The following is a 15,283-nucleotide window of genomic DNA, read 5'->3' on the forward strand; positions in this document are numbered from 1 at the left end:
CCCAAAAAAGCGCGCTAACCCCGCGCTTTTTTTATGCCCTCACCCCGCCACCCACCAACCCCTCAGAATTTCCGGTAAATTGGACGCCCCGCCCACCCACGCCGCTATTCTGTGAAGAAGAAACTAGAGAAGTTCGCCGAGTTTGCCGCCGATGTGCTGCCCCACGAAGTGGCCTGGCTGCAGCAGGTGCAGCAGTTTCAGGATGCCGACAACCGCGAGATTCTCGAAACGCTGGCCTACAACTGCCACCACCCGCGCACGCCGGTGGCCTTCCGGCCCGGCATCGACAAGCGCAAGTATTCCAACCTGATGCAGTGGGTGCAGCAGCGCCTGGCCAGCATCGACGTGGACAAGCACCTGGTGCACCTCAACGCCCTCGACCAGCAAATCATGACCGACTCCATCGGCCCGGCCGAGGAAAAGGCGCTGCTCCAGGCCATTGTGCGGTATGACAAGCCGGCCTTCTACTTCGTGAAATTCTACGAGCTGACGCTCAGCTACCAGCAGTTTCTGCTGGTGCGGATGCGCTTTAAGGAGCACCAGCTGGTGGCCCAGTTTGTGGAGCAGCAGCGGGCGGCGTACGAGCAGAGCAAGGCCACGTTTGGCCAGCTGCACCAGGCCACGCTCGACATCACAAGCCAGTACACCCGCAATGCCACCGAGAGCCGGCAGTGGGAGCCCTGGCTGCTGGCCACCTTCTACGACGATACGCTGGATGGCCTGAACCGCTATTTCGCGGTGGTGCGGCTCACGTTTCTGTACTTCAACTACTCGGAATTCGACAAGCTGAAGGCCGTGTATGAGGCCCTGGATGGCATGCTGCGGCAGGGAATGTTCTACTCGCGCCGCATCCTATTCAACTACTACGCCAACAGCGTGTTGCTGCACTCCAAGTTCGATGTGCTGCAGCAGGCCGAGGAGTTCGGCTACCTCAGCATCAAGCAGAAGAACACCGACCACCTGCACTACCTCAACAACTACAGCGCGATTCTGCTGCGGCAGGGCAAAATCCACGAGGCGCTGGCCCTCATGAAGCAGTCGTTTCCGTCGGTGCGGCACACCAACAACGTGCGCAACAAAATCGGCTTCATGGCCTTCTACATCAAGTGCCTGAACCTGAACGGCCAGCCCGCCGACGGCGAAAAGCTGGCCGACAGCTTCCTGCGCGACAATGCCAAGGAGATTCTGGCCCACCGCTGGCACATTTTCTTCGTGGCCTACTTCCAGGCGCTGGTGCTGCAGGAGAAGTACGACAAGCTGCTGCGCGCCTGCCACCGCCACCACCTGCTGGCCAAGGAGACCGACTACCGCACCCGCCCCAACTACGTGCCCACGCTGGAGTGGTACTACCACATCAGCCGCTATGTGGAGAATGAGATTGACGACGACCAGCTGGTGGCGCTGATTGGCAGCGCCGGCCAGCCGCATTTCGGCAATCCGCACAAGCGCCGGCTGCTCGAAGACCAGTTGAATGAGGTGAAATCCTGCATTCCACACTTGTGCGGGCGCATTCGGTCCATGCTGTTGCAGGCGGGGGAAACGGTTTGAGAAACAATCGTTTGCGGGGAGGTGGCGCGGCCGACGGCGGTTAAGTCCACCGCGCTTATTTGAGGCGTGGGAAGGCATTGGGTGAAGGCGGCCGGTAGATTCGTCCCACTACTGCACTCCGACTCAAAATCCCACCAACTCTTTCAATCCCAACGCATATGGCCTCTCGATTTTTACTCCTTTTTCTGCTGCTGGTTCAGGCATTGGGGGCTGCGGCCCAGGGCGGCGGCGTGCGCGGCCGCGTCACCGATGCCACCAGCAAAGAAGCCCTGCCGGGCGTGAGCGTGCTCATCGCCGGCACCACCACGGGCACGTCGAGCGGCAACGCCGGCGAATTCACCATCACCGGCCTCAAGCCGGGCACCTACAAAGTGGTGCTGTCCTCCATCGGCTACGAAGCCCTGCCGGCCCGCACCGTTGAAGTCGGTTCCGATGTCGTTGATTTGGGCACCATCGGCCTGGCCCAAACCACCGTCATGGCCGGCGAAGTCGTGGTATCGGCCTCGCGCCGCCCCGAAAAGCTCACCGAAGCTCCGGCCACCATCGACCTCATCACCGCCAAGCAAATTGACGAGCTGCCGTCCTTCAATGTAGGCGAGCTACTGGCCCGCCAGAAGGGCGTCGACTACATCCGCACCGGCGTGCTGGGCACGGGCATCAACGTGCGCGGCTTCAACAGCGCTTTCAATCCCAAGAACCTGCAAATGAACGATGCGCGGCTATCCACGCTCATCGCCACCGGCCTGCCGCTGGGGCCGCTCACCAGTGTAGTGAAGGAGGATATTGAGCGCATTGAAGTCGTACTCGGGCCGTCGGCCGCGCTGTATGGCCCGAATGCGCACAACGGGCTGGTGAACACCATCAGCAAGGACCCGCGCCGCTCGGCTGGCACCACGGTGGCGCTGGGTTTGGGCAACCAGAGCGTGTTTTCGGGTCGTTTCCGGCACGCGCAGGTGCTCAATTCTAAGCTGGCCTTCAAGGTGACGGGCGAGTACACGCGGGGCGTTGATTTTCCCTACGTCGATACCGTTTACTACAATAACACCGCCTTCTCCAGCCCGGCGGTGCCGGCCACGCCCACCACGCCGGCTATCCCGGCCAAAACCGGCCAGTTCCACGCCGCGCCCGAGATTGATTTGGACCGCACCTTCAAGAGCCTGCACGGCGAGGCGGCGCTCTACTACAGCCTCACCGACAAGGCCGACATCATCCTGTCCTATGGCGGCAACCAGTCGAGCTTTCTGGCCCAGACCAACGCCGGCCGCAACCAGATTAAGGACTGGAGCGTGCAGTATCTGCACGCCCGTTACGTATCGCCGCGCTGGTTTGCGCAGGTGTACAACACCTGGAGCAAGACTGCTGACACTTACGCCATCAACCAGCGCACCCAGAACTACCTGAGCTTCAAGGATGCCGGTTTCAGCGAAGACGAGGCCCGCAGCCGCTCCTTTACCGAGCAGTGGTTTGGCAAAACGCCCACCGCCGGCGTGGCCTTGCAGCGTGGCGCGGTGTTCAAGGATGCTTCGCGCCGGGTGAACGGCGAAGTGCAGTACAACAACACGTTCGGCATTTTTAACCTTGTGGTGGGCACGCAGTACCAGCGCGATATGGCATTCAGCGAGCACACGTACCTGTTTGACCGCGACGGCGACATCGTCATCAACCAAATCGGCCTCTACACTCAGGGCGAGCTGACGTTGCCGAGCCACTTCAAGCTCATCGCCGCCGCCCGCGCCGACCAGCACGACCAGTACGGCTTCAACTTCATTCCGAAAGGCGGCGTGGTGTGGTCCCTCAACGACCAGAACCTGCGCCTGACCTACGGCCAGGGCATCGCCGCCCCCACCATCCTCAACCTCGACGGCTACCTCTTCGGTGGCCTGCTGCTCGGCAACGGCCAGGGCTTCACCCTGAGCGATGGCACCGTGATTGACAAGCTGAAAGTGGAAACCATCAAGACCGTGGAAATCGGCTACAAGGGCAAGGTGACGCCCAAGTTTTTCATCGATGCCAACGCCTACTACAACCGCTCGCAGAACTTCCTGAGCCCAGCCATCAACATTGCCACGCTGGGCCGCAAAGTGGTGAAACGCGGCGACGTGGCCATGAAGGACGTGGTGCCCGGCACGCCGGAAACCGGTGCGGCCACGGTGCTCACCTACGTCAATTTCGGCCAGGTTGATACCTACGGGGCTGATTTTGGCTTCAGCTACTACCTCTCGTCGTCGCTGAGCCTGGCACTCAACTACTCGTACTTCGGCTTCAAGCTCGACCACGACGACCTGAAGAACGACGGCAACAAAGACGGCAAAGTGCAGGACGAAATCGACCTGCCCATCAACACGCCCGCCCACAAAGGCAGCCTGGCCCTGAACTATAGCGGCAAGAAGTTCTTCGGCTCCATCTTCACCCGCTACGTGCAGGCCTACGATTTCTACTCCGGTATCAACGTGGCCGCCGCCGCCAACCCCACGCTCGGCGTGAAGGAAAACGCCCGCTACGGCCGCACCTGGAACTACGGCCCCCTCGGCGGCTTCACCACCGTGGACCTGAGCGCCGGCTACCGGGTGAACTCCTACCTCACCGCCTCGGCCCAGGTCGTGAACCTGTTCGATACCAAGATGCGCGAGTTCGTGGCCTCGCCCTTCATCGGCCGCCTGTATTCGGCTGAGTTGAAGGTGATGCTGCCGGCCATCGGCTCGAAATAAAGCCGTAATCAGTTCTCATAACCCATAAAAAAAGGCCCGCCGATTATTCGGTGGGCCTTTTTTTATGGGTTATGATTTTTACTTCACCAGCTTCGGCACCGGGCTCGATGACTCGCGCACCACCAGCGTGGTGGGCAGTTTCATCACGCTGGGGCCGGTGCTTTTGTGCTTGCGCTCAATGAGCTCGATGAGGCGCTCGGCGGCGAGCTGGCCGATTTCCTGGGCCGGCTGGGTCACGGTGCTCAGCGGCGGGTTCAGCAGGTGGGCCGATTGCGAATTGGTGAAGCTGAGCAGGGCTACTTCGCCGGGCACGTCGATGCCGCGCTGGCGCAGGGCGCCCAGGCAGCCCAGGGCCAGCCGGTCGCTGGCCGTGAAAAAGGCATCGGGCGGCGACGACAGGGCCAGCAGCTCGTCTACCAGGGTGCCGGCCTCGTCGGGGCCGAAGGTGCCGTAGCGCACCAGGTTTTCATCGAAAGGCACGCCGTACTGCTCCAGCGCCGCGCGGTAGCCGGCCAGCCGCTCCTGCGCAATGCTGAGGTAGAGCGGAATGGTGAGGTGGGCAATGCGCCGCCGGCCGGTTTGCAGCAGGTGCGAGGTAGCGGCGTAGGCCCCGCCGAAGTTGTCGGCCACCACCTGGGTCACATCGAGGCCGGCCGCCACGCGGTCGAACAGCACCAGCGGCATGCCCTGGTCGACCAGCGCCTTGAGGTGCTTCACGTCCGAAGTTTCGCTGGACAGCGAGAGGAGCAGCCCATCGACGCGGCGCGACACGGCTTGCTGCACATTGGCTACCTCACGCTCGTAGCTCTCGTGGGTTTGGAAGATGATGACGTGGTAGCCCCGGTTGTAGGCAATGGCCTCGATGCCGTTGATGGCCTGCGAAAAGAAGTTATTCGCAATCTGGGGCACGATGACGGCGATGGCCTTGCTGCTGCTGCCCTTCAGGCTGAGGGCAATGGGGTTGGGCCGGTAGTTGAGGCGCTCGGCATATTCCATCACCAGCCGCTTGGTTTCGGGGCTGATTTCGTAGCTGTCGCGCAAGGCCCGGGACACGGTCGAAGTCGACAGGTTCAGAGCGTGCGCGATATCCTTGATGGTGACGGGGTCCAAGCGCGTTTAGAGTAAGGAAGTACAAATGTCGGCTGTCGCTGCCGGGGCCACTGGCCCTGGGCTAACTACCGGATTATCGGGCCGAATGGTTCCCTGATTGGGCAAACCCACGGCTTGCCAGCCCGCCCGCCCCCGCCTCGGCTGCCAACGACTAGGCGCAGTAGCCGCCGCCGGGTGGGCGCTCAGGAAATCTTCAGCAGCCCAAATCTATAACAAGAGTACCGATTTTCTGGCCAAGGTGCAGCTAAAACCCCGGCAGTAGGGCTCCTGATACCGGTGGCCCGGCCCGAAACCGGGCCGGAAAGTAGGCTGCGCTTCATGCCGTCGCCATCTTTGTGCGGTAATCTAGCGGCCGGCCCGTGCGTAGGGGCCGGCAGTTTTTCGACTGAATTCAACCATGAAAGTAGTGCGTGTGCAAAAAGGAATGCTGGCCGCCGGGCTGGCCGTAGCCATTGGCCTCACCGCGTTTCGGCTGCGGCCGCCCGAGGACGGGCTGCTGCCGCGCATTGCCCGGCAGCTGGCCGAGTTCTACACCGCCGCCCGCCAGGAAAAAGTGTACCTGCACCTCGACCGGCCGGTATACGGCACCGGCGAAACCATCTGGTTCAGCGCCTACGTGGTGGATGCCTCGGCGCACCGGCTCGACTCGCTCAACCAGGTGCTGCACGTCGACCTGCTCTCGCCCGAGCGCCAGGTGGTGGCCCGCCGCACCCTGCGCCTGCAGGGCGGCCGCGCTAGCGGCGACCTCGTCATTTCCGATACCCTGGCCGTCGGCACCTACGTGCTGCGCGCCTACACCAACTGGATGCGCAACGCCGGCGACGAGTTCGTGTACAGCCGTCGGCTGAGCGTGTGGCCGGCCTCGCCCATTGGCCCGCAGGAGCCGCGCACGGCGGCCGCGCCCACTTCGGCCTTTGCCCGCGCCCGCGCCGCCGCCGCCGCCCGCCCCGACGTGCAGTTTATGCCCGAAGGCGGCTACCTCGTGGAGGGCCTGCCCGCCGTGGTGGCCTGCAAAGCCGTGGACGCCAGCGGCCGGGGCCTCGACGTGCGCGGCCAGATTCTAAATGAGAAAAATGCCGTGGTGGTATCGGCCTTCAGCAGCCGGCACGCGGGCATGGGGCGCTTTGCCTTCGTGCCCGGCACCGGCCAGCGCTACCATGCCCACCTCACCCTGCCCGACGGCAGCACCGCCGACTACCCGCTGCCCGCCGTGCAGCCCAGCGGCTACACCCTGCACGTGGTGGACGGCGGCGAAAACTTCCTGGTAGAAGCCCGCTACCGGGGCACGGGTGGCGCGCCCGCGCCCGGCCCCGTGCAACTCATGACGCAGGTGCGCGGCGTGGTGGCCTACCCTGGCCCCCGCACCTTCACCGGCGATGCGCCCGCTGCTTGGCGCATGCCCAAGAAGAACTACCCCAACGGCATCGTGCATTTCACGTTGTTTGACGCGCAGGGCACGCCGCAGTGCGAGCGGCTGGCTTTTGCCCAGAACGGGATGGCCGGGCTGCGCATCAGCATCACCCCGGACCAGCCCAGCTACGGCCCGCACGCGCCGGTGCAGCTGGCCGTGCGCGTGACCGATGCCGCCGGCCAGCCGGTGGCCGCCAACTTCTCGCTCGGCGTGAGCGATGCCGGCCTCAGCGCCCTCGACCCCAACGCCGAAACCATTGCCTCGAACCTGCTGCTGACCTCCGACCTGGCGGGCTACGTGGAGAACCCGGGCTACTACTTCCGCAGCCCCACCGCCGGCACCGCCCTGGCGCTGGATGACCTGCTGCTGACCCAGGGCTGGCGGCGCTTTGTGTGGAAGCAGGTGCTGGCCGGCCAGCCGCCGGTGGTGCGCTTCGGGCCCGAGCACGACATCACGCTGGTGGGCCAGGTGCTGAGCGAGCACGGCAACCGCCCCGTGCCCAACAGCCAGCTCACCTTCCTGCAAACGCGGCCGGCCAAAAACGTGACCACCGCCACCACCGATGCCACGGGCCGGTTCAGCTTCGTCGGTTTTCCAGTGGTCGACACGGCCCTCATCACGCTCCAGGCGCGGCGGTCGCAGGGCGGCACCAACGTCATCATCCGGCCCGATGCCGGCCCGGACGTGCCCGCCCAGACGCTACCGCAGCTGCCCTCGCTGGCCGCCGCTCCGGCGGGCGTGGCTGCCTTCGTGCGCCGCAGCCGCCAGGCCCAGGCCGCCGACCTGGACCTGCATCCGGAGAAAGCCATTCGCAACATCAACCTGAGCAACGTGGCCGTGACGGCCAAGCGCGTGAAAGTGCCCGCCGACGACCCGCGCCGCCTCTACGGGGCCACGGGTGGCACGGTGGTCGACTTCACCGACATTCCGTCGGCGCAGTCGGGCCTGAGCGTGCTGCAGCTCCTGCAAGGCCGCGTGGCCGGCCTCACCATTACCGGCAACCCGCCGGATATGTCGGTCCAGATTCGGGGTTCGGGCACGCCGCTCTTCATTTTGGATGGGATGAAGGTCGACCTTGACTTAATTTCCACCATGCCGGCTACCAACGTCGAATCGGTGGAGGTCTTCAAAGGGGCCGAAGCTGCCATTTTTGGAGGTAGCGGCGGGGCCATTGCCATCTATACCAAGCGCGGCGACCCCAACTACAAAGGCAATGACAAAGCGCCCGCGCCGGGCATCGCCATCGTGAAGATGGCGGGCTTCGCCGAGGCGCGCGAGTTCTACCAGCCCCGCTACAACGCCCTGCTCACCAACCCGCCCGCCGACCCGCGCACCAGCACCCTCTACTGGAACCCCCTCGTGCGCACCAACGCCAAGGGAGAGGCCGACCTGCACTTCTTCACCGCCGACGGCAGCGGCACCTTCCAGGCCGCCGCCGAGGGCCTGAGCCTGAATGGCGTGCCCGCCACGGGCAGCGGCACGCTCACGGTGAAAGGTAAGTAAGCTGCCGCCGGGGCACCCCGGAACATTCCGGGGTGCCCCCGACGCCCGCAACCATGGCACCGGAACATTCCGGAAGACCCCCTGCGGGCGCGGGGTGCCCTCCGCTGAGTTGCGGAAGCATTTGCTCAGGCTTGTAATCTTCAATTCAAACAAAAAGCCCTGCCGGAGTTTCCGGCAGGGCTTTTTGTTTGAATAACCGCGGGGCGCGCTACTCGCGCACCAGGCGCTGGGTCAGGGTGGCGTCGGCGTTGCTCACGCGGAGCAGGTACACGCCGGGGGCCAGCTTGGCCAGGTCGAGGGCGGCCGGGGTGGCGGGAGTGGCCACTGCCTGGCGGTGCACCACCTGGCCCAGGGCGTTGAGGACGGTGAGCGTGGCCGCGTGCTGGAAGCCCGTCAGGGCCACCGTGGCGGTGGCGGCGGCGGGGTTGGGGTACACATTCAGGCTCATGCCGTTTTTGGCCGACTGGGTGGCGGTAACCACGCTGGCCTGGCCTTTCAGCACCACGTCTTTCAGCAGGGCGTAGCGGCCCGAGCTTGAGCTGGCGCAGCCGAAATACACGCGGATGGTCAGCGTTTGGCCGGCGGCCAGGGTGGTGCCCAGGGCGTTGTTCAGGGCGAAGCGGTAGGTCTGGTTAGTGCCGGTGTTCTGGTTAGCCAGCGCGATGGGCGAGCCGAAAGCGCCATTGGCCGTGGTCAGTAGCACGCCAGCGGGGCCGCGTCCGCCGGTTACGTCGGTCGAGTCGGTGGTGAAGTTGCTCTTCGAATACACCACGGCCAGCTTGCCGGTGGTGTTGTAGAAGGCCGACCACAGCAGCACCGAGTCAATCCGCACGGCGCGGTTGGCCCCGGCCGTGATGGTGAACTGCTCGTAAAACTTGCGGTCGACGGCATTGCCAGGGCCGCCGGCCGTGGCGCTCCACAGGCCATCGGCCGTGGCGGCGAAGGCTTGGCCGTAGCGCGTGGAGCGGGCCGGGTAGGCCGTCACCGTCGTGCCGTTGGACAGCACCAGGCGCTTGAACAACGGCACGCTGGCCGACGTGGCCGCCGAGCGAATGGCCGCGCTGTCCTGGTCGCTTACTTTCAACGACCACCACTTCAGCGGGTCCGAGATGGGGGCGGGCGTGTTCACTTTGGTGCCGGTCACGGCCACGTTCACCGGGGTGGCGGCCGTGCTGGTGTGGGTGATGTTGCCGGCGTAGGTGCCGGCCGTGGCCGCGTTCAGGCGCACGCTGATGGTGGTAGCGGCCACGGTATTGGCCGTGGGCGTGAGCACGAGCGGCGTGGTGCTGCCGTACCAGGTGGTGCCGCTGTTGGGCGAAATCTCGTAGCCGGCCGGGGGCGTCACCGTCAGGTTGGCCGTGAGGTTGGTGGCCGAGAGCGAGTACGTCTGCACCGCCGAGGTGCCGGTCTGGTACTGGGCAAACGGCCCCAGGGCCGTAGCGTTGGTCACGATGGTGGCCACGCTGGAGACGATGGCCGTGGCCGTAGTGTGCGTGGTCTTGCCGGCCTTGGAGGCCACCAGCTTGTAGTAGTACACGTTGCCGGCGGTGGGCAGCGCATCGGTCATCTGGAAGTTGTAGGTCGAGTCGTTGGCCGCCGTCACGGTGTTAATCTGGTTAAACGTCACGTTGTCCGACGAGCGCAGCAGGTCGTACTTAATGCCGGTCATGGCCCAGCTGATGTTCCAGTCCAGCGTGGTTTGGGTAGCGCCCTTGGTGGCGCGGAAGTTCGACACCGCAATATCCGGAGCCACCGTGGTGCAGATGTTGGCGGCCACGCCGCAGTAGTTCCAGGCGCTGAACACGCTGCTGGCCTGGTACTGGGCGGTATCGGCCACGGCCAGCTGACGCGACCAGCTCACGCGCTGGCTGGTGTTCACGTTGCGCCCGGCAAAGTAGCGGGGGCGGAATTCGCCGTAGGTGATGATGTTGGTGTCGGTGCCGGCATCCCAGATAGTCCAGCCGGCCGGCTGAATCTGGTTGGAGCCCATCACCGGCTTAATGAACACCACCTTGTTCTGCGTCAGGGGCACGCTGCCGGTCGAGTTCTGCCAGGGCCGGCCCAGGTAATAGAGCGTGGCCCCGGTGTTGGAGGGGATTTTGGCGTTGTGAAAGATGAAGCCGAAAGCCTGGCCGGGGGGCGTGTTAGCCGCCGTGATGTACGACGCGCCGTTGGTGGCGCGCGACTTGGCATAAATCACGCAGTTATCGAAAATGTCCACCGAGCTGCCGAAGATAAAGTCCACGTTGCCATCGATGTAGCAGTCGCGGAAGTAGTGCTGCGGCGTGCCCGAGCCCTTCACGTACAGCGTGTCCTGGTTGCCCAAGAAGCGGCAGTTCTTGAACACGGCGCGGTCGGCATTCACCAGCACCGCCACCGCCTGCGAGCCATCGCCGAAGGCATTCTCGAAGGTGATATTGAGGGCCGAAAAGTCCGTCGCGCTCACCGAAAAGCTGGCCGAATTCTGGGTGCCCAGGGCCACGCCGCCCACCAGCGTGCTGGCGCCGTCGTCGTAGGTCAGGATGGTGTTGGCCACACTCTCGCCCACCAATTGCAGGAAGGGCTTGGTGGCCGGAATGTTGATTTTTTCGCGGTAGCGGCCATTCTTGATGAAGATGGTGTAGACCGTAGTGCGGGCCGTGGGGGCCGCGTTGATGGCGGCCTGCACGGTGGTGAAGTTGCCGGTGCCGTCGGCGGCCACGGTCACGTCGTAGGCCGCCGCGCGCCCGGCTGCCGCCAGCACAATGAAGCCCAGCAGCATCCAGAAGCGGCCCACCGAGCCGCGCCAGGAGAGGCGTGTAGAGAAAAAGTTGGACATAGGAATAGGGTGTGGTGTTGGGTGAGAATTCTATCAAATATTACCCACGGCCCGGCCCAATAGGCGCTGGGGCAGGCCGCTTTATTTATGCAATCGTTGCCGGCAACGTTCCCGAAGCCTTCGGTCTGGGCCACAAAAAAAGGCCCGCCGGGTAGGCGGGCCTTTCTCAATGGGTTACGGACGAGGCTACTCCCGCACGAAGCGGCGCGTGGTGGTGCCATCGGCCGTGCGGCCTTGCAGCACATACACGCCCGTGGGCAGCGCCGTCAGGTCGAGCACCGCGAGCTGGTCGCCGGCGGCCACGTTCCGCACCAGCACCCGCTGCCCGAGGGCATTGAGCACCGACAACTCCAGCGCCTTGGCAGGAGCCGTGAGGGCTACCTGAAGCAGGCCGGTGGTGGGGTTGGGGTAGAGGCTAAGCTCCGGGCCGTTGGCGGCCGAGCGGGTGGCCGTCACCGTTACCGTCGTCGCGGCCGAGAAGGCCGAGGTGCAGCCGGCGGCGTTGGTCGTCGTCACGGTGTAGGAACCGTTCTTGGTGCCGGAGTTGATGAGGTAGGTCTGGCCCGTAGCGCCGGGTATCAGCCCGTTGTTCAGGTAAAACTGGTTGCCCGTGGCCGCGCTCGACGTGAGCGTGATGCCCGTAGCCGCCGTGCCCGAAACCGTGATGGTCGGCGTAGCCGGCACCGCGTTTATCGTCACCGAGCGGGTGCTGCTGGCTGAGCAGGTGCCGGCCACGCTATAAGTCACCGTGTAGGTGCCAACCGTGGAGGTCGAAGGCGTGATAGCGCCCGTGGTGGCGTTAATGGTCAGGCCCGTGGTGGACGAGAACGTGCCGCCCGTAGCGCCCGTCACGGTAGGCGTGGCGGCCGTGGCGTTGGCGCAGTAAGCCGTGTTGGCGTAGGCGAAGGCCGCCGACGGCACCGGGGCAATGGTTACGGTAGCGGTGCTGGTCAAGGCCGCGCAGCCGCCGCTGGCTGCTACCGTGTTGGTCACAGTGTACGTGCCGGGCGTGGAGGTCGAGAGCGTGATAGTGCCGTTGGCGGCAATGCTCAGGCCCGTGGTCGAGCTAAAGGTGCCCGCCGTAGCGCCCGTGCTCAGCGTGGGGCTGGGGTTGGTGGTGCTGCTCACGCAAAAGGTGGGCGTAGCGCCGTAGCTGAAGCCGGCCGTCTGGGGCGCGGTGATGGTAACGGTGGTGCCGCCGGTCACGGCTGCGCAGCCGCCGCTGGCCGCCACCGTGTTGGTGATGAAGTAGGTGCCGGGCGTGGAGGTCGAGGGCGTAATCGCGCCATTGGCCGCGATGGTGAGGCCCGTGGTGGGGTTCACCGTAATGGTGCCCAGGGTGCTGCCCGTGCCGATGCCTAGTGCCACGCTGCCCGTGGTGGTGGTGCAGTAGCTGCTCGCGCCGTAGCCGATGTTGGCCGTGGCCGGAGCCGTAATGGTCACTGTCGTGGTGCCGGTCACGGCGGCGCAGCCGCCGCTGGCGGCCACGGTGTTGGTTACGGTATAGGTGCCGGCCGTGGAAGTGGAGGGCGTAATCGCGCCCGTTGTAGCGTTCAGCGTCAGGCCGGTGGTCGAGGTGAAAGCGCCAGCCGTGCTGCCAGTGCCGAGGCTTACTGCCACCGCGCCCGTGGCGGAAGTGCAGTAGCTGGTAGCCCCGTAGCTGAAGCTGGCCGTGGCCGGTGCGGTAATGGTTACAGTAGCCGTAGCGGTAGCGGCCGAGCAGCCGTTAGCAGCCGCAATGCTGTTGGTCACGGTGTAGGTGCCGGGCGTGGAGGAAGCCAGTGTGATAGCCCCGGTGGTGGCATTAATCGTCAGGCCCGTGGTGGACGTGAACGTGCCGGCGCTGCTGCCCGTCGGGAAAGTCGGGGCCGGCGTGGTAGTGCCCGAGGTGCAATACGAAGCCGTGGGGTAGCTGAAAGTTGCCGAAGGAGCATTGGTCAGCGTAACCGTGGCGGAGCTGCTGCTGGCGCAGGCACCGGCCACACTGTAGGTTACGGTGTAAGTGCCGGGCGTGCTGCCGCTGAGCGTGATGGTGCCCGTAGTAGCGTTAATGGCGAGGCCCGTAGTGGAAGAGAACGTGCCGCCCGTGGTGCCCGTCACCGTGGCCGTGGGGTTGGTTCCACTCAGGCAGAACGTCGAGCCACTGTAAGCAAACGCCGCCGAAGTGCCCGGATTAATGGTAACGGTAGCAGTGGAGGTTGCCGCCGCGCAGCCGCCGCTGGCCGCCACGGTGTTGGTTACGGTATAGGTGCCGGCCGTGGAAGTGGAGGGCGTAATGGCCCCCGTCGTGGCGTTCAAGGTCAGGCCCGTGGTCGAAGTGAATGTGCCCGCCGTTGCGCCCGTGGCCAGGGTAGCGGCTACCGCGCCTGTAGCGCTAGTGCAGTAAGCCGAGGCCGGGTAGCTGAAGCCGGCCGTTTGCGGCGCGGTGATGGTAACGGTGGTGCCGCCGGTCACGGCCGCGCAGCCGCCCGAGGCCGCCACAGTGTTGGTGATGAAATAGGTGCCGGGCGTAGAGGTCGAAGGCGTGATTGCCCCGGTGGCATCAATGGTGAGGCCCGTGGTGGGGTTCGTCGTGATGGTGCCGCGCGTGCTGCCCGTGCCCAGGCCCAGGGCCACGCTGCCCGTGGTGGTGGTGCAGTAGCTGCTCGCGCCGTAGCCAATATTGGCCGTCGGCTGCGCCGTAATGGTTACCGTGGTGGTAGCCGTAGCCGCCGCGCAGCTGCCTGATGCCGCTACGGTATTGGTCACCGTATAAGTGCCGGCTGTGGAAGTCGAGGGCGTGATGGCACCGGTGGCGGCATCAATGGTCAGGCCCGTGGTCGAAGTAAACGTGCCGGCGCTGCTGCCCGTGGCTAATACCACTGGCTGGCTTGCCGTCACCGTGCGGCAATAGGCCGTAGCCCCGTAGCTGAAAGTAGCCGCCTGCGAGCCCGATACCGTAACGGTAGCCGTGCTGCTGCAAGTGGCGCTCACCGTGTAGGTTACGGTGTAGGTGCCGGGCGTGGTGCTGTTGAGCGTGATGGTGCCGGTGGCCGCATCAATGGTCAGGCCCGTGGTCGAAGAAAAGGTGCCACCGGTGGTGCCCGTCACCGTCGGGGTGGGGTTGGTGCCGCTGGCGCAGTACGAGGCATTGCTGTAGCTGAACGCGGCGTTGCACGCGCTGGCGGTAGAAGCCGTTATTGAGAAATCGTCAATGGCCAGGCCATCATCAGCTCCGGCCGCATCGAAATCAACGTAGCGGATGTAGAAGGTCGCGCCCGCCGGAATGCTCAGCCCCGTAATGGAGCCGGTCACGGCGGTGCGGTTGGCGGGGTCGTTGCCATCGTAGCCCGTGCTGGTGGTCACGTTGTTTACCGGGCCCACGTAGTCCAGGGCGTTCACATCCGTGTAGGTGCCGGTGGAGAGGGAGGTAGCGTCGGTACTGTACTGAAAATCCAGGCGGTCGGCAGCGCCCCGGGCGGGGTTTGCGCCCCCCAGGCGGTAGGTTTCGCCGGTATAGCTCACTGCCAGGCTGGTGATGGTAGCGCCCGTGGTGTTGGTGAATGCAAAGCCAAACTGCGAAGCAAGGCTGCCGCTGCGCACACTGCCAAAAGCCCGGTCAGTAGCGGCCGTGGTGCCGCCCCCGTAGCTGTACGTATCGCCGGTGCCGGAGCTGCCCGAGCCCGTAGAGGTGATGGTGATGGCGGTGTACGTGCTGTTGGCCGTGGTGCCGGTGCCCACGTTGATTTCGGCAAAGCCGAAGCCCGCCGGCAGCACCGAACTGGTGCCCGTATTGGCCAGCGTGTTCAAGTCCTGCGTGTAGGCCGTGGTGCCCAGGCTAATAGGCGTAATGGTCGTGGGGGTTTGCACCTGCGCCCAAGCCAGCCCGGGCAGCAGGAGCGAAAGGCAGGTGAGCAGCCGGGGAGTGGCTCGCCGGAAGAAGCCAGGCCGGCTGGGCGCTTTGGCCCGAATGGAAACGGGTAGTTGTGGTGTCATGTACGGTGGGAATTGAATGGTTGAAATGAAGTGGAAAAGCAAAACGACAGCGAAGTATCGAATAATCAGGTCGTAAAAAAAGGAAGCCCGGACTAATACTTGTGCAATCGTTCCCGGTAATGATGCCGGGAAAGGCCAGTAATGTTTAATATGGTCTGATTGACAGGTTGTTGCCTGTAATCGGCGGTTGCGGGGCTGCCGCTTACCCCA

At 64.6% G+C, this 15,283-nt stretch carries 6 protein-coding genes; 3 read left to right on the forward strand and 3 right to left on the reverse strand.

What is annotated here, in order from left to right; all coding sequences use genetic code 11:
• The first annotated feature begins 111 nt into the window (after nucleotides 1-111).
• Entirely contained in the window at nucleotides 112-1,548 is a 1,437-nt protein-coding gene (locus tag AAFH49_RS09995) for a hypothetical protein (RefSeq protein WP_342297753.1), read from the forward strand.
• A 158-nt stretch (nucleotides 1,549-1,706) separates the two neighbouring features.
• On the forward strand, nucleotides 1,707-4,256 hold the full coding sequence (locus AAFH49_RS10000; RefSeq protein ID WP_342297754.1) for a TonB-dependent receptor: 2,550 nt from the start codon (nucleotides 1,707-1,709) through the stop codon (nucleotides 4,254-4,256).
• A 78-nt stretch (nucleotides 4,257-4,334) separates the two neighbouring features.
• Here the strand turns inward: AAFH49_RS10000 and AAFH49_RS10005 are convergent, their stop codons facing one another.
• Entirely contained in the window at nucleotides 4,335-5,366 is a 1,032-nt protein-coding gene (locus AAFH49_RS10005; RefSeq protein ID WP_342297756.1) for a LacI family DNA-binding transcriptional regulator, read from the reverse strand.
• Between the two features lie 397 nt (nucleotides 5,367-5,763).
• Between AAFH49_RS10005 and AAFH49_RS10010 the strand changes: the two genes are divergently transcribed.
• Entirely contained in the window at nucleotides 5,764-8,280 is a 2,517-nt protein-coding gene (locus tag AAFH49_RS10010; RefSeq protein WP_342297758.1) for a TonB-dependent receptor, read from the forward strand.
• A gap of 208 nt (nucleotides 8,281-8,488) precedes the next feature.
• Here AAFH49_RS10010 and AAFH49_RS10015 read toward each other — a convergent pair whose 3' ends face one another.
• Both AAFH49_RS10015 and AAFH49_RS10020 read right to left on the reverse strand, forming a co-directional pair.
• Nucleotides 8,489-11,098, reverse strand: coding sequence for a pectinesterase family protein (locus AAFH49_RS10015; RefSeq protein WP_342297760.1), 2,610 nt, complete (start codon nucleotides 11,096-11,098; stop codon nucleotides 8,489-8,491).
• 186 nt (nucleotides 11,099-11,284) lie between these two features.
• Nucleotides 11,285-15,073: a beta strand repeat-containing protein gene (locus AAFH49_RS10020; protein WP_342297762.1), complete on the reverse strand. Its 3,789-nt coding sequence runs from the start codon at nucleotides 15,071-15,073 to the stop codon at nucleotides 11,285-11,287.
• Between the last annotated feature and the right edge of the window lie 210 nt (nucleotides 15,074-15,283).

This window comes from Hymenobacter segetis (genome assembly GCF_038448715.1).
Lineage (GTDB): Bacteria > Bacteroidota > Bacteroidia > Cytophagales > Hymenobacteraceae > Hymenobacter > Hymenobacter segetis.

Bases quoted from the DNA above. Each gene is read 5' to 3' on its own strand.
- AAFH49_RS10020 (WP_342297762.1), bottom strand. From the start codon at position 15,073: ATGACACCACAACTACCCGTTTCCATTCGGGCCAAAGCGCCCAGCCGG.
- AAFH49_RS10010 (WP_342297758.1), top strand. From the start codon at position 5,764: ATGAAAGTAGTGCGTGTGCAAAAAGGAATGCTGGCCGCCGGGCTGGCC.
- AAFH49_RS10000 (WP_342297754.1), top strand. From the start codon at position 1,707: ATGGCCTCTCGATTTTTACTCCTTTTTCTGCTGCTGGTTCAGGCATTG.
- AAFH49_RS10015 (WP_342297760.1), bottom strand. From the start codon at position 11,098: ATGTCCAACTTTTTCTCTACACGCCTCTCCTGGCGCGGCTCGGTGGGC.